This is a genomic window from uncultured Methylibium sp. (assembly GCF_902826655.1).
In the GTDB taxonomy this organism is placed as follows: Bacteria; Pseudomonadota; Gammaproteobacteria; order Burkholderiales; family Burkholderiaceae_C; genus Methylibium.
Genome location: NZ_CADEFR010000021.1, coordinates 42036 through 60716, shown reverse-complemented (window position 1 = coordinate 60716; position 18681 = coordinate 42036). Strand labels below are relative to the sequence as shown.

Here is an 18681-nt window from a genome sequence, read left to right as displayed (position 1 = left end):
CGAGGACCTGCGCGCCGACCGCCAGCCCGAGTTCACGCAGATCGACATCGAGACCTCGTTCCTGAACGAGGAGGAGATCCGCGGCATGTTCGAGGGCATGATCCGCACGGTCTTCCGCAACGTGATGGGCGTGGACCTGCCGGGCTACCCGGTGATGAAGTACGCCGACGCGATGCACCGCTACGGCTCGGACAAGCCCGACCTGCGCGTCAAGCTCGAATTCACCGAGCTGACCGACGTGATGAAGGACGTCGACTTCAAGGTCTTCTCGGCGCCGGCGCAAAGCAAGGCCGGCCGCGTCGCCGCGCTGCGCGTGCCGGGCGGCGGCGAGGCCCAGGGCGGCCTGAGCCGCGGCGAGATCGACGCCTACACCGAATTCGTCAAGATCTACGGCGCCAAGGGCCTGGCCTGGATCAAGGTCAACGACGCCGGCAAGGGCCGCGAGGGGCTGCAGAGCCCGATCGTCAAGAACCTGCACGACGCGGCGATCGCCGAGATCATCGCGCGCACCGGCGCCTGCAGCGGCGACCTGATCTTCTTCGGTGCCGACAAGGCCAAGGTCGTCAACGACGCGCTCGGCGCGCTGCGCGTGAAGATCGGCCACAGCGAGTTCGGCAAGGCCAATGGCCTGTTCGAGGACAAGTGGGCGCCGCTGTGGGTCGTCGACTTCCCGATGTTCGAGCACGACGAGGAGAACGACCGCTGGGCCGCCGTGCACCACCCGTTCACCGCGCCGAAGGACGGTCACGAGGACCTGATGGACACCGATCCCGGCAAGTGCATCGCCAAGGCCTACGACATGGTGCTCAACGGCTGGGAGCTGGGCGGCGGCTCGGTGCGGATCCATCGCGCCGAGGTGCAGAGCAAGGTCTTCTCCGCGCTGAAGATCGGTCCGGCCGAGGCGCAGCAGAAGTTCGGCTTCCTGCTCGACGCGCTGCAGTACGGCGCGCCGCCGCACGGGGGCCTGGCCTTCGGCCTGGACCGGCTGGTGACGATGATGGCGCGCGCCGAGAGCATCCGCGACGTCATCGCCTTCCCCAAGACCCAGCGCGCCCAGGACCTGCTGACCGGCGCGCCCAGCCCGGTCGACGAGAAGCAGCTGCGCGAGCTGCACATCCGGATGCGCAATCCGACGGCCGCGGCGTGAGTCGCGGGACTCCCGCAGAATCGAGGGGCGCCGTGGGCGCCCCTTCTTTCTTCCAGCCGATGCCGCCGACGTGACGACCTCGCGCCCTCCCAAGATCCCCGAATCCGTGCTGGTGGTGATCCACACGCCGGCGCTCGACGTGCTGCTGATCGAGCGCGCCGACGCGCCCGGCAGCTGGCAGAGCGTCACCGGCTCGAAGGACCGCGTCGACGAGCCGCTGCTCGAGACCTGCGTGCGCGAGGTGCGCGAGGAGACCGGCATCGTCATCGGCAGCGCGGTCGTGCCGCTGTCGGCGCTGCGCGACTGGGGCCAGTCGACCGTCTACGAGATCTACGCGCGCTGGCGCCATCGCTACGCGCCCGGCGTCACGCACAACACCGAGCATGCCTTCGGCCTGCAGGTGCCCGCCGGCACGCCGGTGGTGCTGGCGCCGCGCGAGCACCTGCGCCACGCCTGGCTGCCGTGGGCCGAGGCGGCCGGGCGCTGCTTCTCGCCGTCCAATGCTGCGGCGATCCGCCGCCTGCCCGAGTTCGCTGCCGCATGAACCCCTTGCAATCCTCGGTCCTGCCGCCGGCGTCGGGCTACGGCGGGCGGCTGCGCGTGGCCACCTACAACATCCACAAGGGCGTGCGCGGCGTCGGCCCGCGCAAGCGCCTGGAGATCCACAACCTGGGCCTGGCGATCGAGGCGCTGGACGCCGACCTCGTGTGCCTGCAGGAGGTGCGGCGCTTCCACAAGCGCGATGCGCGGCGCTTCGACCGCACCTGGTTCGGCTGGCCCGAGCAGGGCCAGGCCGAGTTCCTGGCGCCCGACGGCTACGACGTCGCCTACCGCACCAACGCCGTCACGCGCGACGGCGAGCACGGCAATGCGCTGCTGTCGCGCTGGCCGATCGGCGACGTCGGTCACCACGACGTCTCCGACCACCGCTTCGAGCAGCGCGGCCTGCTGCACGTGCCGGTCCAGTGGCACGGCGGCGCGATCAACGCCGTCGTCGTGCACTTCGGCTTGCGCCACCAGAGCCGGGTGCGTCAGGTGCAGCGGCTCGCCGAGTTCATCGCGCGCGAACTCGACCCCGCCGCGCTGCTGCTGGTGGCCGGCGACTTCAACGACTGGGGCGAGCGCCTCGACGCGCCGATGCGCGAGGCCGGCCTGCAGCGCGCCGCGCCGCCGCCCGACGGCGGCGGCTTGCAGCGCTCGCTGACCTTCCCCTCGCTGGCGCCGGTGTTCGCGCTCGACCGCATCTACACGCGCGGCCTGCGCTGCGTGTCGACCTTCGTGCCGCGCGGCAGCACCTGGGCGCGCATGTCCGACCACCTGCCGCTGGTGGCGGAGTTCGAATTGTCCGACTGAGGCCGCGATGACGATGGGTGCCGGCACCGAACCCCCGCTGCCCGAAGCGCTGGACTGGTACGTGCACTCGCGCGCGGTCTTCAGCGGCGGCAACGAGGTCGTGCTGCTGCGCGGCGGCGACGCGCTGTTTCCGGCCATGTGCGAGGCCATCGCGGGTGCGATGCGCGAGGTCTGGCTCGCCACCTACATCTTCGACGACGACCCCGCGGCGCGCTGCGTCGTCGACGCGCTGGCTGCCGCGGCGCGGCGCGGCGTGCGGGTGAGGGTGGTGGTCGACGGCTTCGGCTCGATGCACGCGCTGGACGCGCTGCAGCAGATGCTGGTGCCCGAAGGCATCGGTCTGGCCATCTTCCGGCCGGCGCGCCGCTGGTGGAGCTGGCTGCAGCCGGGGCAGTTCCGGCGCCTGCACCAGAAGCTGTGCGTCGTCGACGGCGAGGTCGGCTTCGTCGGCGGCATCAACCTGCTCGACGACCGCCACGACCTGCACCACGGCTGGAGCGAGGTGCCGCGCCTGGACTACGCGGTGCGCCTGCGCGGCCCGGTGGTCACGCCGATCGAGCAGACCGCGCGCGCGATGTGGACGCGCGCCGCCTTCGGACGCGACTGGCGCGAAGAGATCTTCGACATCGCGCGCAGCGGCCGCCCGGTGCTGCGCGCACGCCGGCTGCTGCGCCGCATGCGCTTGGCGCTCAAGCCCGGCGTGCCGTCCGGCGAGCCCGCCCTGGCGCCGGTGCGCGCCGCCTTCGTCGTGCGCGACAACGTGCGCCAGCGCCGCAGCATCGAGCGCAGCTACATCGACGCGCTGCGTCGCTCGCGCGAGCGCATCGACCTGGTGTCGGCCTACTTCTACCCCGGCCGCGAGTTCCGCCGGGCGCTGCTGGCCGCCGCGGCGCGCGGCGTGCGCGTGCGGCTGCTGTTGCAGGGCAAGGTCGACTACCGCTTCGCCGCCCTGGCCGCGCAGGCGCTGTACGACGAGCTGCTGGCCCGCGGCATCGACGTCTACGAGTACACGCCGGCCTTCCTGCACGCCAAGGTCGCGCTGGTCGACCGCCACTGGGCCACGGTCGGCAGCTCCAACATCGACCCGCTGTCGCTGCTGGTCAACCTGGAGGCCAACGTCATCGTCAGCGACCGCGGTTTCGTCGACACGCTGGCGCGCGAACTGGACCGCGACTTCGCCGCCGCGGTCCGGATCACCGCGCCGCCCGCACTGGCCGGCTGGCGGCGCTGGCTGCGGCGCGGCTTCGTCGCCTGGGTGGCGCGCACCTACCTGCAACTCGCAGGCGCGACCGGGCGCTATTGAGCTCGTGAGCCCCGACCTCGTCGTCGAGCGCCCGGAAGGCCTCTACTGCCCGCCCGGCGACTTCTACATCGACCCCTGGCGGCCGGTCGACCGCGCGGTGATCACGCACGCCCACGCCGACCACGCGCGCACCGGCCACGGCCATTACCTCGCTGCGGCCGTCGGCGCCGGCGTGCTGCGCGCGCGGCTGGGCGCGATCGACCTGCAGACGCTGGACTACGGCGAGGCCATCGTCCACCACGGCGTGCGCCTCAGCCTGCACCCCGCCGGCCACGTGCTGGGCTCGGCCCAGGTGCGGCTGGAGCACGAAGGCCGCGTCTGGGTCGTCTCGGGCGACTACTTCGTCTCGGGCGTCGGCGACGGCAACAGCACCTGCGCGCCCTTCGAGCCGGTGCGCTGCCACTGCTTCGTCACCGAGTCGACCTTCGGCCTGCCGATCTACCGCTGGCGGCCGCAGCGCGAGGTCTTCGCCGACATCGACGCCTGGTGGCGCGCCAACGCCGCCGCCGGCCGGCCCAGCCTGCTGATGGGCTACAGCTTCGGCAAGGCGCAGCGCATCCTGGCGGGTGTCGACGCGAGCATCGGCCCCATCGTCGTGCACGGCGCGGTGGAGCCGTTGAACCGCGCCTACCGCGAGGCCGGCGTCGCGCTGCCGCCGACGCGGCTGGTGAGCGAGGTGAACGACAAGGCCGACTTCCGCACCGCGCTCGTCGTCGCGCCGCCCAGCGTGGCCGGCAGCGTCTGGTCGCGCCGCTTCGCGGACGCGAGCGACGCCTTCGCCAGCGGCTGGATGCAGCTGCGCGGCGCGCGGCGCCGCCGGGGCGTGGATCGCGGCTTCGTGCTGTCGGACCACGCCGACTGGCCCGGCCTGATGCAGGCCATCGCCGCCACCGGCTGCGAACGCGTCGTCGTGACCCACGGCTACGAAGCCGTGCTGGTGCGCTGGCTGCAGCAACAGGGGCTGCAGGCGTCGTCGTTCAAGACCGAGTACGGGGACGACGCGCTGGATGCGGCGGTCGAGGACTCCGAGCGGGGGACGTCATGACGCGGGCCGAGCGCCGGGCCGCTCCCAAGCCGGCCCGCATCCCCCCGGGAGATCGCCCGCGGTAAGCCGCGGGCGAGGGGTCGACATGAAGCGTTTCTCCAGGCTCTACGCCGAGCTCGACGCCAGCACCGCCACGCTCGACAAGGTCGCCGCGCTGCGCCGCTACTTCGCCGACGCGCCGCCGGCCGACGCCGCCTGGGCCGCCTACTTCCTGGCCGGCGGCAAGCCGCGCCAGACCGTGCCGACCGCACTGCTGCGCACGCTGGCCTGCGAGGTCTCGGGCATCGCCGACTGGCTGTTCGAGGAGTGCTACCAGGCCGTCGGCGACCTGGCCGAGACCATCGCCCTGGTGCTGCCGCCCGCCGACGGCGACGGCGACCTCGGCCTGGCCGCGTGGGTCGAGCAGCGCCTGCTGCCGCTGCGTGCGCAGCCGGCCGGGCAGCAGGCCGCCAGCGTGCGTGCCTGGTGGCGCGAGCTCGGCGCGGCGGAGCGCTTCCTGCTCGTCAAGCTGATCGGCGGCGGCTTTCGCGTCGGCGTCAGCAAGTTGCTGGTGCAGCGCGCGCTGGCCGAGCACGCCGGGCTGGACCCTCAGCTCGTCGCGCAGCGCATGATGGGCTACACCGATGCGAAGCGCGCGCCGGATCTCGCGCGCTTCGAGCTGCTGATCGCGCCGCCGCAGGCCGGCAGCGCGCGCGAAGCCGGGCAGCCCTATCCCTTCTTCCTGGCGCATGCGGTCGAGGGCGGCGTCGACGACTTCGAAGCGAGGCTCGGCCCGCCGTCGCAGTGGATCGTCGAGTGGAAGTACGACGGCATCCGCGCGCAGATCGTCAAGCGCGCCGGCCAGGTGTGGATCTGGTCGCGCGGCGAGGAGCTGGTGACCGAGCGCTACCCCGAGGTCGTCGAACAGGCGCAGGCGCTGCCCGACGGCAGCGTGCTCGACGGCGAGCTGCTGGTGTGGCGGGACGAGCGGCCCGCGCCCTTCGCGCTGCTGCAGCAGCGCATCGGCCGCAAGCTGCTGTCGAAGAAGCTGCTCGCCGAGCTGCCGGTGCGCTTCATGGCCTACGACCTGCTGGAGCAGGGCGGCGTCGACCTTCGCGAGCGCCCGCAGCACGGGCGCCGCGCCGCGCTCGAGTCGCTGCTGCAGGGCGGCCCGCTGCTGCTGTCGCCGCGCCTCGAGGCCGCCACCTGGCAGGAACTGGCCGCGCAGCGCGCCGGCTCGCGCGAACGCGGCGTCGAAGGCCTGATGCTCAAGCACCGCGACGCCGCCTACGGCAGCGGCCGCAGGAAGCAGGAGGGACTGGCCGGCGGCACCTGGTGGAAGTGGAAGATCGATCCGATGAGCGTCGACTGCGTGCTGGTCTACGCGCAGCGCGGCCACGGCCGCCGCGCCAGCCTCTACACCGACTACAGCTTCGCGGTCTGGAACCGCCCACCCGCCGATGCCGCGGAGGCGCAGGCGGTGGTCGAGGCGATCGCTGCCAGACGCCCCGCGGAGCCGGGCGCGCTGCAACTCGTGCCCTTCGCCAAGGCCTATTCGGGACTCACCGACGACGAGTTCAAGGAAGTCGACCGGGTCATCCGCGCCAGCACCATCGACAAGTTCGGCCCGGTACGCAGCCTGCGACCCAGCCTGGTGTTCGAGCTGGGCTTCGAGGGCATCGCCCGCAGCGGCCGCCACAAGAGCGGCATCGCGGTGCGCTTCCCGCGCATGCTGCGGCTCAGGAACGACAAGCCGCTGCACGAGGCGGACACCTTGCAGGCGCTGGAGGCGTTGCTGTTCAGTGCGTGATTTCGGCGTGCGCAGCGAAGCCGGGCGGGGCACTGCACTGCGCTCGTGTCCCCCGGCCACGCTGCGCGTGGCCTCCTCCTTTACCTCGCTCCGTGCAGCGCCCCACCCGGCTTCGCTGCAGTCACCGCACAGGCTGTCGCGTGCTTGCACGAGCCAGTCGATGGATGGCCGAGGGTGATGGGTGACCGGCGCAGTGAAGTAAAGGGGGAGGCCAGGTGCAGCCTGGCCGGAGGACATGAACGGAGCCGGTCGCCCGTCAGCCTCGGCCCGCACCGCGTGCGCATGCGATCGAATCGCAGGGTCTCCCGCCACCCGTTAAGCTACGCGTCCGTCGATGCGCTGCCGGCCCTACGGCCGGATGCCCACCCATGAATGCCCCCCAATCCCTGCCTGCGCTGCAGTCCCTGGCCGACCCGGCCGGCGACGAGGGCGTGCCGGTCTCCGTCAGGATCCGCGAGCGCCTCAAGGCGCGCGGCGAGCGCTTCCACGCCAACGACAACATCGCCGACTTCATCGAGCCGGGCGAACTGTCCGCGCTGCTCGACGAGGTCGCCGGCAAGATGAAAGGCGTGCTCGACAGCCTGGTCATCGACACCGACAACGACCACAACACCCAGGACACCGCGCGGCGCGTCGCCAAGATGTACGTCAACGAGGTGTTCAAGGGCCGCTACGTGGCGCAGCCGCCGGTCACCGAGTTTCCCAACGTCGAGCGCCTCAACGAGCTGATGATCGTCGGCCCGATCACCGTGCGCAGTGCCTGCTCGCACCACCTGTGCCCGATCATCGGCCGCGTGTGGATCGGCGTGATGCCCAACGAGCACTCCAACCTGATCGGCCTGTCCAAGTACGCGCGACTCACCGAGTGGATCATGAGCCGGCCGCAGATCCAGGAAGAGGCGGTCACCCACGTCGCCGACCTGCTGCAGTCCAAGATGAACCCCGACGGCCTGGCCATCGTGATGGAGGCCGACCACTTCTGCATGCAGTGGCGCGGCGTGCGTGACCTCGACTCGAAGATGATCAACAGCGTGATGCGCGGCAGCTTCCTGAAGGACCCGAACCTGCGCCGCGAATTCCTCGCCCTCGTCAATAACAAGAAGTCCTAGGCCCGAAATGCTGGTCCGCCTGCTCTACGCCAGCCGCGCCGCCGAACCGGTGACGCCCGAACTGGTCGACTCGGTGCTCGCGCAGTGCCGCGCGCACAACCCCGGCCTCGGCATCACCGGCATCCTGTGCCACGGCGGCGACGTGTTCATGCAGGTGCTGGAAGGCGGCCGCACCGCCGTCAACTCGCTCTACGCCGAGATCGTGCGCGACCCGCGCCACCGCGACATCGCGGTGCTCCACTTCGAGGAAGTGACCGAGCGGCGCTTCGCCGGCTGGACCATGGGGCAGGTCAACCTGGCCCGGATCAACCCGTCGATCCTGCTGAAGTACAGCGAGCGCCCGGTGCTGGACCCGTTCGCGGTGTCCGGCAAGGTGTCGATGGCGCTGCTCGAAGAGCTGATCGCGACCGCATCGATCATTGGACGAGCCGGGTAGGCCGAGCTTCAGCGGCCGGCGCGATCCGAGGCGCGTGCGGACGCCTCAGTCCAGCGTCGCCGCGTTCGCCAGCGCCTTCATCAGGCCGCGGTTGATCTCCGCCGGATCCATCAGCAGCGCATCGCAGCCTTCGCGGATGCTGTCGAGCGCATCGCCCTCGACGGCCTGCACCAGCCGGCAGTAGGGCGCGTAGGGCCCGGTGCCGGCGGCCAGCGCCTGGTAGACGCGCTCGGGCACGGGGATGGTCTGCAGCAGCTCGGCGAAGGGCTGCTTGAACATGCGGTCCAGCAGCGAGAACACGCCGCAGATGAAGAGCTCGCCCTGCATCTCGTCGTCGCCGGTGTGGCGCACCAGTTCCTCCATCAGCATGCCGCGGCGCACCGCCGCGAACATCACCGGCTTGAGGTTCACGTCCTTGCTGCCGGTGGCCAGCAGCAGCGCCAGCCAGCGCTTCAGCCGGGTGTAGCCCAGCAGCATGATGGCGTGCCGGAAGGAGCTGATCTCCACGCTCAGCCCGAAGGCGGGCGAGTTGATGTAGCGCATCAGCTTGAAGGCCAGCGTCGGGTCGCGCTTGAGCGTGGCCTCCAGCTTTTCGATCGGCTCGGCCTGGTCCACCTTGTGGATCAGCTCGACCATCACCTGCAGGTCGGGCGCCGCGGCCTTGGTGTTGCTGGGCTTGCCGCTGGCGGCGGCGTGGGCGATCGCGTCGTCCATCGGCCAGCCCAGCACGGCGATCGCGCCGCGACCGAAGGAGGCCTCCATGTCGGCCAGCCGCGCCACGCCCGACTGGATGAAGCCGATGTTGCGCGCCACGCCGGCGGCCGGCGTCGTCTCGCCGACGCGGCGGTCGTCCGCCAGGTCGATGATCGAGTGCTTGAAGCAGGGCAGCACCTCGCGCGGCAGTTCGCGCAGCGGCCGACCCTTGATCAGCAGCGTGTTGCCGCGCGCGTGCAGCGCGACGATGGCGGCGGTGTGGGCGGGGTCGGCGGCCATGAAGGCCGGCACCTCGATCATCACGTTGGCGCTGGGCTCGGCCTGCAGCAGGTCGGCCAGCAGGTTCTCGGACAGCACGTTCAGCGACACCTGGCCGCCGCCCTCGGGCCACACGGCCCCGACCTCGCGCAGCAGCGCAGCGGCGTCGAGCGGCGCGCCCGGCAGCAGCGGAAACACCGTCAGGCGCGTCGCGCTCACCGAACGCTGGCGGTCGATCACCGGCGAGTAGCTCAGCGCGACCTGGCTCAGGAGGCTGGCTTCTGGCGCGGCGCTTTTCAGGATGGCATTCATCGTCAGACGCTCAGGTACTGGAACAGCGACAGGCGCTGCACCGAGGAGTAGGACTTCAGCGCGGCGTCGTAGCCGGTCTGCTGTTCCTGGAACTTCGAGATCGCCTCGACCATGTCGAGGTCCTCGGCGGCCGAGCGCTCGGTCTGCGCGCTGAGCTTCTGCGCGCTCAGGCGGTCGCCCGCGCGGTCGATGCGGTTCAGGGTCTCGCCGGCCAGCGACCGCTGCGCCTGCAGCCGCGTCATCGACTGGTCGACGTCGCGCAGGCCGAAGGCCACGCTCTGCGCGACCTGGCCGCTGTTGCGCCCCGGCGTCTCGAGCGCGGCCGCGGTGCGGTCGAGCGCGTCGAAGACGCTCAGCGAGGCGCTCGACGGCACCAGGTCGAAGCGGTCGGCGTTGGCCGGCGTGCCGCTGATGGTGACCGACTGGCCGTCGATCTCGATCGCCTGGCCGGCCTGGTAGGCCACGTTGGTCAGCGCGGTCGGGTTGCCGTTGCGCAGCACCGTGTAGGTGGTCGTGCCGCCGCTGACGCTGAAGCTGATGCTGTAGGGATCGCCGGTCACCGCCGACGGGTCGCTGACGCGGCCGCCGTCGATCCAGGCGCTGCCGTTCTGCGTCGTCGCCTGCGTCTCGAAGACGCCGTTGCCGGTGCGCGCCTGCAGCCAGGTGGCCTGGCCGTCGAAGGTCAGCGGCAGCGGTTCGCTCGAGCCGGCCTCGGCCGAGCCGGACACGCCCTGGAACTGCACGCCGCCGACCGCGTCGATGAAGGGCGGGCTGCTGGCGCCCTGGCCGGCGAACAGGAAGCTGCCGGCGCCGTCGGGGCTGTTGGCCAGGCTCAGCAGCTCGGTGCGCAGCTGGCGCAGCGTCTGCGCCAGGCCGCGGCGCTCGGCGTCGGTGTAGCTGGCATTGCCGGCCGAGACCAGGGCCTCGCGCGCCTGCTGCAGCAGCTCGCCGGCGCTGCCGAGCACGCTCTCGCTCAGCTCCATCGAGCTGCGGCTCGCGTCGACGGCGCGCTGGCTGGCGCTGGTGCGGGCCTCGACGGCCAGCGCCCGCTCGGCCCGGGCCGCGGCGGTCGGGTCGTCGCTCGCCTTGGTCACGCGCTTCAGGCTGGTCAGCTGCATCTGGCTTTCCTGCAGGTTCTGCTGGCGCTTCTGCAGGTTGGCGACGGCGGCGTCGTAGCTGTTGGAGGTGGTCACGCGCATGGTCGTGTGCTTTCTGGGGGTGATCAGCGGCCGCCGGCGGCCAGCAGCGTCTCGAAGACGCTCTGCGCCACCTGCAGCACCTTGGCGGCGGCCTGGTAGCCCTGCTGGAACTGGATCAGCCGTGCGGCTTCCTCGTCGAGGTTGACGCCGGCCACGCCGGCGCGGGCCGCCTCGGCATTGGTCGCCACCGCGGTGGAGATGTCGCTCGAGGCCTGCGCGCTCTGTACGCGCACGCCGATGTCGGCCATGGCGCGCGCGTAGGCGCCGGTGATGGTCTCGCCGGGCACGAAGCCGCCGCCGCCCAGCAGCTCGCGGCCGACGATGTCGGCATCGCGCAGCGCCAGCAGCGACAGCGCGTTGCCGTTGTTGGCCGCCGGGAAGGCGGTCGGTGCGACCTGCAGCGCGTCGCCGCTGCGCGGCACGCCGTTGAGGTTGAGCTCGAAGCCGTTCAGCGCGATCGGCGAGCCGGCGCTCCAGACGCCGGTGCCGCTGCCGACCAGCGCGTTGCTGGCGTCGCGCAGTTCCCAGCTGTAGTTGCCGCTGTCGTCGGTGAAGGCGATGTTGGCGGTGAGCGCCGGGTTCAGCGCGGCGCTGACGACGCCGAGCGAGCCGACGCTCGCCGTGCCGGTGTTGGCCGTCCCGACGGTGGCCGCCACCGGCGAGGCCGCGGCGATGCCCTGCGGGTCGTCCAGCACGCGCTGCATGCCCTGCACGGCCTGGCTCACCGGGCGCAGCAGGAAGCGGTCGGTCGCGGCCGGCGCGGGCGCGGGGATGTTGATCGTGAAGCCGTCGAGCGTGTCGCCCGAGACGGCGCTGCGCACCAGGCCGTCGCTCAGGCGCGTCACCAGGTACTGGCCCGGCGTCGAGGGATCGCTGCGCAGTTCGTAGTCGCTGGCGACGAGCTGGCGGCTGTCGGCCACCGTCAGCGACACGCTGGAGACGAAGGCGCCGGCGCCGGTGCGCGCATTGGTCGCCGCCGGCAGCGCCACCGGCGCGCCGACCGCGAACAGCGGCGCGCCGCTGCCCGGCGGATTGCGCAGGTCGAGGCCGAAGGACTGCTGCTGGTTCACCGCGCCGGCCATCGCGCTGGCCAGCTGGCCCAGCATCGCGCGGGCATCGGCGAGGTCCTCGTTCTGGAACGTCAGCAGGCCGGCCACCTTGCCGCCGGCCAGGGCCTGCGCCGGCAGCAGGCGCGCACCGCCCGCCTCGTCGATCGCCAGCCGCACCTTGGCGGGGTCGTATTCGTCGGCCACGACGCGCAGGTTCAGCGCCTCGCCGCCCAGCACCAGGCGCTGGCCGCCGCCGAGGAAGACGCTGACCGAGCCGTCGCCGGCCGACACCGTCGTCACCTGGACGATGTCGCTGATCTTGCTGATCAGCAGGTCGCGCTGGTCCAGCAGGTCGTTGGGCGTGTGGCCCGTGCCCTGCGTGCCGGCGATCTGCCGGTTGATGTCGGCGACGGCCCGGGCCATCGCGTTCAGTTCGGCCACCGAGTTCTTCAGGTCCTGCGTCACGCCGGTCTGCAGCGCGTCGAGCTGCTCGCCGGCGGCGCGGAAGCGCGACGCCAGCTCCTCGGCGCGCGCCAGCACCACCTGGCGGGCGGACGTGTCCTGCGGCCGGTTGGCCACGTCGACGAAGGCGTTGAGCATCTGCCCGGCCGCATAGCCCAGCCCGGCCTCGCCCGGCGTGAACGACTGCTCCAGGCGCTGCAGCTGCTCCAGGCGCGTGGCGTCGCGCGCGGCCAGCGACTTGGACAGCGAGGCCTCGCGCGTCAGGAAGGAGTTGGTGACGCGCGTGACTGTGGCCACGTCGACGCCGCGGCCGAAGAAGCCGCCGCCGGTCGACTGCCCGCCGGCCGTCGCCAGCTCGACCTGCTGGCGCGTGTAGCCCGGCGTGTTGGCGTTGGCGATGTTGTTGCTGGTGGTCTGCAGCTGCGCGTAGTTCGCGAACATCGCGCGCGTCGCAAGCGAGAGGATGCTGGCCATCTGCGGGGTCTCCTCAGGCCGTCAGCGTGCGTTGCAGCCGCAGCGTGGTGTTGATGACGCGGCCGAGCTTGTCGGCGTAGGCCGGGTCGGTGGCATAGCCGGCGCGCTGCAGGTTCACCGCGAAGCCCTGGGCGCTGCCGCCCTGGGCCACGACCTTGCTGTAGCGCGGGCTGTCCTTCATGAGCTTCGCGTAGTCGCGGAACGACTCCTCGGCCGACGCGTAGGCGCGGAACTTCGCCTTCACCTTCTGCGGCTTGCCGTCGACGTACTCGGTGGTGGTGACCTCGGTCACCGCACCTTTCCAGCCGGCGCCGGCCTTGATGCCGAAGAGGTTGTGGCTCGGCGTGCCGTCGGCGTTCTTGATCTGCTTGCCGCCCCAGCCGGTCTCGTGCGCGGCCTGGCTCAGGATGAAGGCCGACGGGATGCCCGTCTCGGCCTCGACCTTCTGCGCCGCACCGGTGTGGCGGGCGATGAAATCCTGCGCCTTGCTCATGCCGGGCAGGCGGTTCCAGACTTCGGCCTGAGGCGCGCCCGCGGCGGCGGCGGGCGCGGCCGGCGCCGTGGGGGCCGTGGGCGTCGTGCCTGCGGCGGCCGCGGTCGCGGCAGCACCCATCTGACGCTCCAGCTGCCTGGCGATCATCGCGCCCAGGCCGTTGGGCAGGCCGGTCAGCTTCTGCGCGAACTGCGTGTCCAGCAGCTCGGTGCCCATCTGCGTGCCCGAGTTGTCGAGCAGGCCGCTGGACATCGTGGCCTGGCGCATGCTCTTCATCAGCTGCTGCATGAACAGCGACTCGAACTGCTTGGCCGTCTCCTGGATGGCCGCCTTGGGGTCGCTGCCGGCCTGGGCCTGCAGCGATCGCAGCGCATTCGCGTCGAAGCCGACTCCGGAGCGCATGATCAGATGACTTCCAGTTCTGCGTTCAGCGCGCCCGCGGCCTTGATGGCCTGCAGGATCGCCAGCAGCTCCTGCGGCGTCGCGCCCAGGGAGTTGAGCGCCTTCACCACGTCGGTCAGCTTGGCGCCGGCGGGCAGCTGGATCAGCGAGCCGCCGTCCTGCTTGAGCTGGATGTCGGCCTTTTCGCTCACCACCGTCTGGCCGCCCGACAGCGGGCCGGGCTGGCTGATGACGGGCGTGGAAGAGATCGTCACCGACAGGCTGCCGTGCGCCACGGCGCAGGGGTTCAGCGTGACGGCCTGGTTGACCACCACCGAGCCGGTGCGGGCGTTGACCACCACGCGCGCCGCCGGCGCCGCGAGGGCGATGTCGAGGTTCTCGATGTCGGCCAGGAAGCCGACGCGCGCGTCCGGCTCGGCCGGCATGCGCACGCGCACCGTGCGGCCGTCCAGCGCCTGCGCGGTGCCCGGACCCATCTTGCCGTTGATGACCTTGGCCACCTCGCGCGCGGTCGAGTAGTCGGCCGCGTTGAGGTCGAGCTGGATGCTGTCGCCCTGGGCCAGCGGCGTGGGCACGCTGCGCTCCACCGTGGCGCCGCTCGGCACGCGGCCGGCGTTGAGCGTGTTGACCTGGACCTTGGAGCCGCCCGCCGAAGCGCCGGCGCCGCCGATGATGAGATTGCCCTGGGCCAGCGCGTAGATCTGGCCGTCGGCGCCGCGCAGCGGCGTCGCCACCAGCGTGCCGCCGCGCAGGCTCTTGGCGTTGCCCATCGAGGACACGTTGATGTCGATCGCCTGGCCCGGCTGTGCAAAGGCCGGCAGCGTGGCCGTGACCATCACCGCGGCCACGTTGCGCAGCTGGACGCTGGTGCCGGGCGGCACCGTCACGCCCATCTGCTGCAGCATGGCGTTGAGGCTCTGCGTCGTGAACGGGGTCTGGGTGGTCTGGTCGCCGGTGCCGTCGAGGCCGACGACGAGGCCGTAGCCCACCAGCTGGTTGCTGCGCACGCCCTGCACGGCGGCGACTTCCTTGAGCCGGGCCGCCTGGGCCTCGTGCGGCCACCACAGCGCGGCGCTGGCTGCCAGCAGGCCCAACGGGATGGTCAGGCGCAACAGCGGGTCGGCGAGGGAGGGGCGGTGCATGGCGGTGTCCAACGAGGGTCGTTGGACACCATTCTCAAAAGCTTTAGAGCGGCAGAACGTTCAAAAAGAAGCGCCCCAGCCAGCCTATTCCCTGCGCTTCGGCCTGGGCGCCGCGGCCCCGCTGGTCGATGCGCACGTTGGCGATCTGCGCCGAGGCGACCACGTTGCCCGGGTTGATCGCCCGCGGGTCGACCTGGCCCGAGAAGCGCAGCACGTCGACGTGCTGGTTGACGCCGATCTGCTTTTCGCCGGCGATCTGCAGGTGGCCGTTGGGCAGCACGCCCACCACCGTGGCGGTGATCGTGCCGCTGAAGGTGTTGGCGCTGGCGGTCGTGCCCTTGCCCTCGAAGGCCTGCTCGCTGGAGCCGGTGGCCGAGGCGCGCTTGAAGGAATTGGGGGCGAACAGCGGCAGCGCCGAGATGCCGGCGTTGACCGAGCCGCTCTTGTCGATGCTGCTGGTGGACTGCTGGCTGGCCGCGACCTTTTCCACGATCTGCACGGTGATCGTGTCGCCGACCAGGCGGGCGCGGTGGTCCTCGAACAGCGGGCGGTAGCTGGCCCCCTGGAAGATGGCGCCGTTGTTGACCACCGGCGCGGCCACGGCCTGCGGCCGCACCGGCGAGGTGTCGGCCACGTCGACCTTGGGCGTGAGGGTCTGGCAGCCGGCCAGCAGGGCGGCGGCAGCGGCCCGCGCCAGGACGCCGCGCTTCACAACTGCGCCAGACGCTGCAGCATCTGGTCCGAGGTCTGGATGGCCTTGGAGTTGAGCTCGTAGGCGCGCTGGGTCTGGATCATCGCGACCAGTTCTTCCACCACGTTGACGTTGCTCGTCTCGACGAAGCCCTGGGCCAGCGAGCCCAGGCCGTTGCTGCCCGGCGCGCCCGCGTTGGGCGTGCCCGACGCGGCCGTCTCGGCATACAGGTTCTGCCCGCGCGGCTCGAGGCCGGCCGGGTTGACGAAGCGCGCCAGCTGCAACTGGCCGATCTGCGTGGTGGCCGCCTGGCCCTGCAGCGCGACCGTGACCGTGCCGTCGGCGGCGATGGTCACGCTCTGCGCGTTGGCCGGGATCACGATGCCGGGCTGCACGACGAAGCCGTTGTTGGTGACCAGCTGGCCCTGCGCGTCGACCTGGAAGGCGCCGTCGCGGGTGTAGCCGGTGGTGCCGTCGGGCATCTGGATCTGGAAGAAGCCGTCGCCCTTGACCGCGACGTCCAGGTAGTTGGTCGTCTGCTGCAGGTTGCCCTGGCTGAACTGGCGCGACGTGGCGACCGCGCGCGTGCCCAGGCCGACCTGCAGGCCGGTGGGCAGCTGCGTCTGCTCGGAACTGTTGGCGCCGGACTGCCGCAGCGTCTGGTACATCAGGTCCTCGAACACCGCGTGCGAACGCTTGTAGCCGTTCGTCGCGCTGTTGGCGAGGTTGTTCGAGATGTGGTCCAGCTGGGTCTGCTGGGCCTCCATGCCGGTCTTTGAGATCCAAAGGGAACGCATCATGGCCAGGGGCTCCTTGTCGGCCGATGATGGCGGGGCTGGAGGGCGGCGAAGGGCGGGAAAAGGGCGGGAATTCGGGGCCAGTTCGGTCGCGGAGCGGCGGGCACGCTTGGCACGGTCGTCCTGCGGCCCATCCGGTGAGATTGAGCCGCGTAACGCACTGCCGGGGCCTTGTGCCGATAGGCCGGCGAGGGGGTTTCCGTAGGCGGCGAAGCCGACGATGATGGGCGACATGTCCGCGCATACACCAACCCTTCCCAACCCGACAGGTTGGCCTACTTCACGTTAGGCCTCGCAAATACGATGACTTGGTACGCAGACGAGATCCTCATCACTGGGACGGCCCGAGCTCTCAAGTGGGCTGCGGCTTCTGCACTCGCAGATTCTTCCTACGTCGTTCGCGAGCTTGCCGAGAACAGTTGGGATCGCCCCGACCAAGAACACGGCCTTCCTTCCGAGGGTCTTCTGGTTGTTCGGCCCGTTTGCGGCAAGTCCTCGTATGGCGCGAAGTGGCATGACTCGGCATTCGTTGACTGGTCCACACTTATAGGAACTGAAGTTCAGGTGTCCAGCAATCGAGACGTAGATCAAGTGATCGCCGAGTATCTTGATGAAGAGTCCACGCCCCCGCTGCCATTCAGAGCCTTCCTTAGTCAGCTCTCTCACTCTCTCGAACAGTCGGTTGTTTACTACGCGTGCGCCATGTGGGGTGGCGACATTGACTACGAGTACTCTTTGATCTACTCGCCGAACGAGTTGATCGCCACGACTCGGCCAACCTTGCCTCCTGAGCGTCCTGGTGAAGGCGACGCCCTGCAAGTTGGTCTCTTGGCCCTTGGCCTGCGATTGCCAACTCCATTCTTCGCTCTGCACACGCGATCGTTCCCCTGGGGCGAGCATCGATTGCGCAGCGAGGCCTAACTCTGCGCTCGGGTGGACGCGCTCCGGCATAGCACTTGGCCCGCGCAGCGGTCGTTCCTATCATCCGACACGCGGGCCAAGCGCCATGCCTGCGCGCGCGCCTCGGCTCAAACGTTGTGCCGCGCATCAACCGTCTACGCAGATCGGAGGCAAATGTCTGAGATCGGCTACAACACCAATTTGGCCGCGGAGTTCTACGTCATGTCGGTACTGCACCGCCTTGGCGCCGATGCGGCTCTCAGCTTGGGCAACAAGAAGTCGGTGGACATCGCCGTGGTTCGGGGAGCCGGCGACACCATCACTATCGATGTCAAGGGTCTGGCTGGCACAACGTCCTGGCCGGTAGACAACGTGCAGACAGCGAAGCAGGGCCACTTTCTCGCCTTCGTCTGCTTCCTGGGCAAGATCAAGGAGCCCGGGACACGCCCCGAGACCTGGATCGTTCCATCCAGCAAGTTGGAACCCTTGGTCTACAACTCACCCAATGGCAAGCGTCGTGTCGTGCCTTTGGGAACCTTGCGCAAGGTGGGGGCCGCGTTCAAGGAAGACTGGCTCTCTGTCGTCTAGTGGCGCGGCCTTAGCTCGAGCCGACACGCACCGGGATGGTCCACTGACCGCGACGCAGCTCGAACGATATGGCAACAGGTATCTGGCGAACGAACTATGGCAAAAGGACCGAGCTCCACTGAGCTGACCGCTGGCGCAGAGGGCAAGCCGCGGGCTGACACGAGACGCCCGCATGCGGCGATTCTTCATCCCGTCGACGCCTTCCTCCACGCCATCGCCGGTTGGCGCGCCGAGACCTTGACCCAGGTCCGCCGCCTCATCCACGAAGCCGCGCCCGACATCGTCGAGGAGTGCAAGTGGGCCAAGGCCAGCAATCCCGGCGGCGTGCCGGTGTGGTCGTGCGACGGCATCGTCTGCACCGGCGAGGCGTACAAGCAGGTGGTCAAGCTGACCTTCGCGCGCGGCGCCTCGGTGGACGATCCGCAGGGTCTCTTCAACGCCAGCCTGGAAGGCAACACGCGGCGGGCCATCGACCTCCGCGAGGGCGAGTCGCTGGATGCGCGGGCCTTCAAGGCGCTGATCCGGGCGGCCGTTGCGGCCAACCGGCAGGCGGTCGCGGCCAAGGCGCCGGGCCGTGGCCGGAAGTGAGCCGCGTCCATGCCCACGATCACCCCTGACGCCGTCGTCGCCTTCCTCCACGAGTTCGAGCGCCTGGCCGGGCAGGAGGACTTCGCGCTGATCCGCGACCTGATCGACGAGCGCGCCTACTTCCGCTTCAACGACGGCGACTTCATCGGCCGGGCTGCTATCCAGGCCGCCTTCGAGAAGACCTGGCGCGGTGACCCCACGGTGAAGAAGGCGCGCTTCTACCTGAGCGACATCACCGTGCTGACGGTCGACGAGACCACGGCCACCGCGACCTACACCTGGCACTGGGAAGGCTCGCAGGGCGATCGAAGCTTTGCGGTGCGCGGTCGCGGCACTCGCGTGCTGGTGCGCGGGGCAGGGGGCTTTCGGATCGTGCACGAGCACCTGAGTCGGTTTCCGGCCGCAGCCCGGTAGCATGGAAGGCGACGCA

The 18681-nt window shown here is 70.6% G+C and carries 19 protein-coding genes; 12 read left to right on the top strand and 7 right to left on the bottom strand.

Annotation, left to right across the window (positions count from 1 at the left end):
- The 8 genes from aspS to QZV97_RS10960 all read left to right on the top strand — a co-directional run.
- Window positions 1–1147 (top strand): aspartate--tRNA ligase (gene aspS / locus QZV97_RS10995; protein ID WP_295641824.1); only part of this gene is annotated, 1147 nt, incomplete at its 5' end.
- 70 nt (window positions 1148–1217) lie between these two features.
- Window positions 1218–1691, top strand: coding sequence for a dihydroneopterin triphosphate diphosphatase (nudB, locus tag QZV97_RS10990; protein ID WP_295641823.1), 474 nt, complete (start codon window positions 1218–1220; stop codon window positions 1689–1691).
- Window positions 1688–2500: an endonuclease/exonuclease/phosphatase family protein gene (locus QZV97_RS10985; RefSeq protein WP_295641822.1), complete on the top strand. Its 813-nt coding sequence runs from the start codon at window positions 1688–1690 to the stop codon at window positions 2498–2500. The genes nudB and QZV97_RS10985 overlap by 4 nt, the downstream gene beginning before the upstream one ends.
- 7 nt (window positions 2501–2507) lie before the next feature.
- Window positions 2508–3803: a cardiolipin synthase ClsB gene (gene clsB / locus QZV97_RS10980; protein WP_295641821.1), complete on the top strand. Its 1296-nt coding sequence runs from the start codon at window positions 2508–2510 to the stop codon at window positions 3801–3803.
- On the top strand, window positions 3799–4848 hold the full coding sequence (locus QZV97_RS10975) for a ligase-associated DNA damage response exonuclease (protein ID WP_295641830.1): 1050 nt from the start codon (window positions 3799–3801) through the stop codon (window positions 4846–4848). The genes clsB and QZV97_RS10975 overlap by 5 nt, the downstream gene beginning before the upstream one ends.
- Window positions 4849–4933: 85 nt before the next feature.
- Window positions 4934–6637, top strand: coding sequence for an ATP-dependent DNA ligase (locus tag QZV97_RS10970; protein ID WP_295641820.1), 1704 nt, complete (start codon window positions 4934–4936; stop codon window positions 6635–6637).
- Window positions 6638–7005: 368 nt separating this feature from the next.
- Complete coding sequence (gene folE, locus QZV97_RS10965) at window positions 7006–7746, top strand: GTP cyclohydrolase I (protein WP_295641819.1); 741 nt, start codon at window positions 7006–7008, stop codon at window positions 7744–7746.
- Window positions 7747–7753: 7 nt separating this feature from the next.
- Window positions 7754–8182 (top strand): BLUF domain-containing protein, encoded by a 429-nt coding sequence (locus QZV97_RS10960; protein ID WP_295641818.1) that lies wholly within the window; start codon window positions 7754–7756, stop codon window positions 8180–8182.
- A gap of 45 nt (window positions 8183–8227) precedes the next feature.
- On the opposite strand, the gene QZV97_RS10955 is transcribed toward QZV97_RS10960, so the two are convergent.
- The 7 genes from QZV97_RS10955 to flgG are packed head-to-tail and all read right to left on the bottom strand — an operon-like array spanning window position 8228 to window position 16178.
- Window positions 8228–9466 carry an HDOD domain-containing protein gene (locus QZV97_RS10955; RefSeq protein WP_295641817.1) on the bottom strand — a complete coding sequence of 413 codons (1239 nt, stop codon included), beginning with the start codon at window positions 9464–9466 and terminating at the stop codon, window positions 8228–8230.
- 2 nt (window positions 9467–9468) lie between these two features.
- A complete protein-coding gene (gene flgL, locus QZV97_RS10950; protein ID WP_295641816.1) occupies window positions 9469–10665 on the bottom strand; it encodes a flagellar hook-associated protein FlgL in 1197 nt (398 codons plus the stop codon).
- Between the two features lie 23 nt (window positions 10666–10688).
- The gene (flgK, locus tag QZV97_RS10945; RefSeq protein ID WP_295641815.1) at window positions 10689–12650 is read right to left on the bottom strand and encodes a flagellar hook-associated protein FlgK; all 1962 of its coding nucleotides are present in this window, start codon (window positions 12648–12650) and stop codon (window positions 10689–10691) included.
- A 13-nt stretch (window positions 12651–12663) separates the two neighbouring features.
- Window positions 12664–13545: a flagellar assembly peptidoglycan hydrolase FlgJ gene (flgJ, locus tag QZV97_RS10940; protein WP_295641814.1), complete on the bottom strand. Its 882-nt coding sequence runs from the start codon at window positions 13543–13545 to the stop codon at window positions 12664–12666.
- Between the two features lie 2 nt (window positions 13546–13547).
- Window positions 13548–14687: a flagellar basal body P-ring protein FlgI gene (locus QZV97_RS10935; protein WP_295641813.1), complete on the bottom strand. Its 1140-nt coding sequence runs from the start codon at window positions 14685–14687 to the stop codon at window positions 13548–13550.
- 43 nt (window positions 14688–14730) lie between these two features.
- Complete coding sequence (locus QZV97_RS10930) at window positions 14731–15399, bottom strand: flagellar basal body L-ring protein FlgH (RefSeq protein ID WP_295641812.1); 669 nt, start codon at window positions 15397–15399, stop codon at window positions 14731–14733.
- Entirely contained in the window at window positions 15396–16178 is a 783-nt protein-coding gene (gene flgG, locus QZV97_RS10925) for a flagellar basal-body rod protein FlgG (protein WP_295641811.1), read from the bottom strand. The genes QZV97_RS10930 and flgG overlap by 4 nt, the downstream gene beginning before the upstream one ends.
- Window positions 16179–16478: 300 nt before the next feature.
- Here flgG and QZV97_RS10920 point away from each other — a divergent pair, with 300 nt between their 5' ends.
- From QZV97_RS10920 to QZV97_RS10905, 4 genes are all read left to right on the top strand, one after another.
- Window positions 16479–17096, top strand: a complete 618-nt coding sequence (locus tag QZV97_RS10920) for a hypothetical protein (protein ID WP_295641810.1) — start codon at window positions 16479–16481, stop codon at window positions 17094–17096.
- 153 nt (window positions 17097–17249) lie between these two features.
- Window positions 17250–17663: a hypothetical protein gene (locus QZV97_RS10915; protein ID WP_295641809.1), complete on the top strand. Its 414-nt coding sequence runs from the start codon at window positions 17250–17252 to the stop codon at window positions 17661–17663.
- A gap of 96 nt (window positions 17664–17759) precedes the next feature.
- Window positions 17760–18251, top strand: coding sequence for a DUF1801 domain-containing protein (locus tag QZV97_RS10910; RefSeq protein WP_295641808.1), 492 nt, complete (start codon window positions 17760–17762; stop codon window positions 18249–18251).
- A gap of 9 nt (window positions 18252–18260) precedes the next feature.
- Window positions 18261–18665 (top strand): nuclear transport factor 2 family protein, encoded by a 405-nt coding sequence (locus QZV97_RS10905; RefSeq protein ID WP_295641807.1) that lies wholly within the window; start codon window positions 18261–18263, stop codon window positions 18663–18665.
- Window positions 18666–18681: the final 16 nt, after the last annotated feature.

Coding starts and splice junctions, on each gene's coding strand:
- QZV97_RS10985 (WP_295641822.1), top strand. CDS start 1,688: ATGAACCCCTTGCAATCCTCGGTCCTGCCGCCGGCGTCGGGCTACGGC.
- clsB (WP_295641821.1), top strand. CDS start 2,508: ATGACGATGGGTGCCGGCACCGAACCCCCGCTGCCCGAAGCGCTGGAC.
- QZV97_RS10970 (WP_295641820.1), top strand. CDS start 4,934: ATGAAGCGTTTCTCCAGGCTCTACGCCGAGCTCGACGCCAGCACCGCC.
- folE (WP_295641819.1), top strand. CDS start 7,006: ATGAATGCCCCCCAATCCCTGCCTGCGCTGCAGTCCCTGGCCGACCCG.
- QZV97_RS10960 (WP_295641818.1), top strand. CDS start 7,754: ATGCTGGTCCGCCTGCTCTACGCCAGCCGCGCCGCCGAACCGGTGACG.
- QZV97_RS10955 (WP_295641817.1), bottom strand. CDS start 9,466: ATGAATGCCATCCTGAAAAGCGCCGCGCCAGAAGCCAGCCTCCTGAGC.
- flgL (WP_295641816.1), bottom strand. CDS start 10,665: ATGCGCGTGACCACCTCCAACAGCTACGACGCCGCCGTCGCCAACCTG.
- flgK (WP_295641815.1), bottom strand. CDS start 12,650: ATGGCCAGCATCCTCTCGCTTGCGACGCGCGCGATGTTCGCGAACTAC.
- flgJ (WP_295641814.1), bottom strand. CDS start 13,545: ATGCGCTCCGGAGTCGGCTTCGACGCGAATGCGCTGCGATCGCTGCAG.
- QZV97_RS10935 (WP_295641813.1), bottom strand. CDS start 14,687: ATGCACCGCCCCTCCCTCGCCGACCCGCTGTTGCGCCTGACCATCCCG.
- flgG (WP_295641811.1), bottom strand. CDS start 16,178: ATGATGCGTTCCCTTTGGATCTCAAAGACCGGCATGGAGGCCCAGCAG.
- QZV97_RS10920 (WP_295641810.1), top strand. CDS start 16,479: ATGACTTGGTACGCAGACGAGATCCTCATCACTGGGACGGCCCGAGCT.
- QZV97_RS10915 (WP_295641809.1), top strand. CDS start 17,250: ATGTCTGAGATCGGCTACAACACCAATTTGGCCGCGGAGTTCTACGTC.
- QZV97_RS10910 (WP_295641808.1), top strand. CDS start 17,760: ATGGCAAAAGGACCGAGCTCCACTGAGCTGACCGCTGGCGCAGAGGGC.
- QZV97_RS10905 (WP_295641807.1), top strand. CDS start 18,261: ATGCCCACGATCACCCCTGACGCCGTCGTCGCCTTCCTCCACGAGTTC.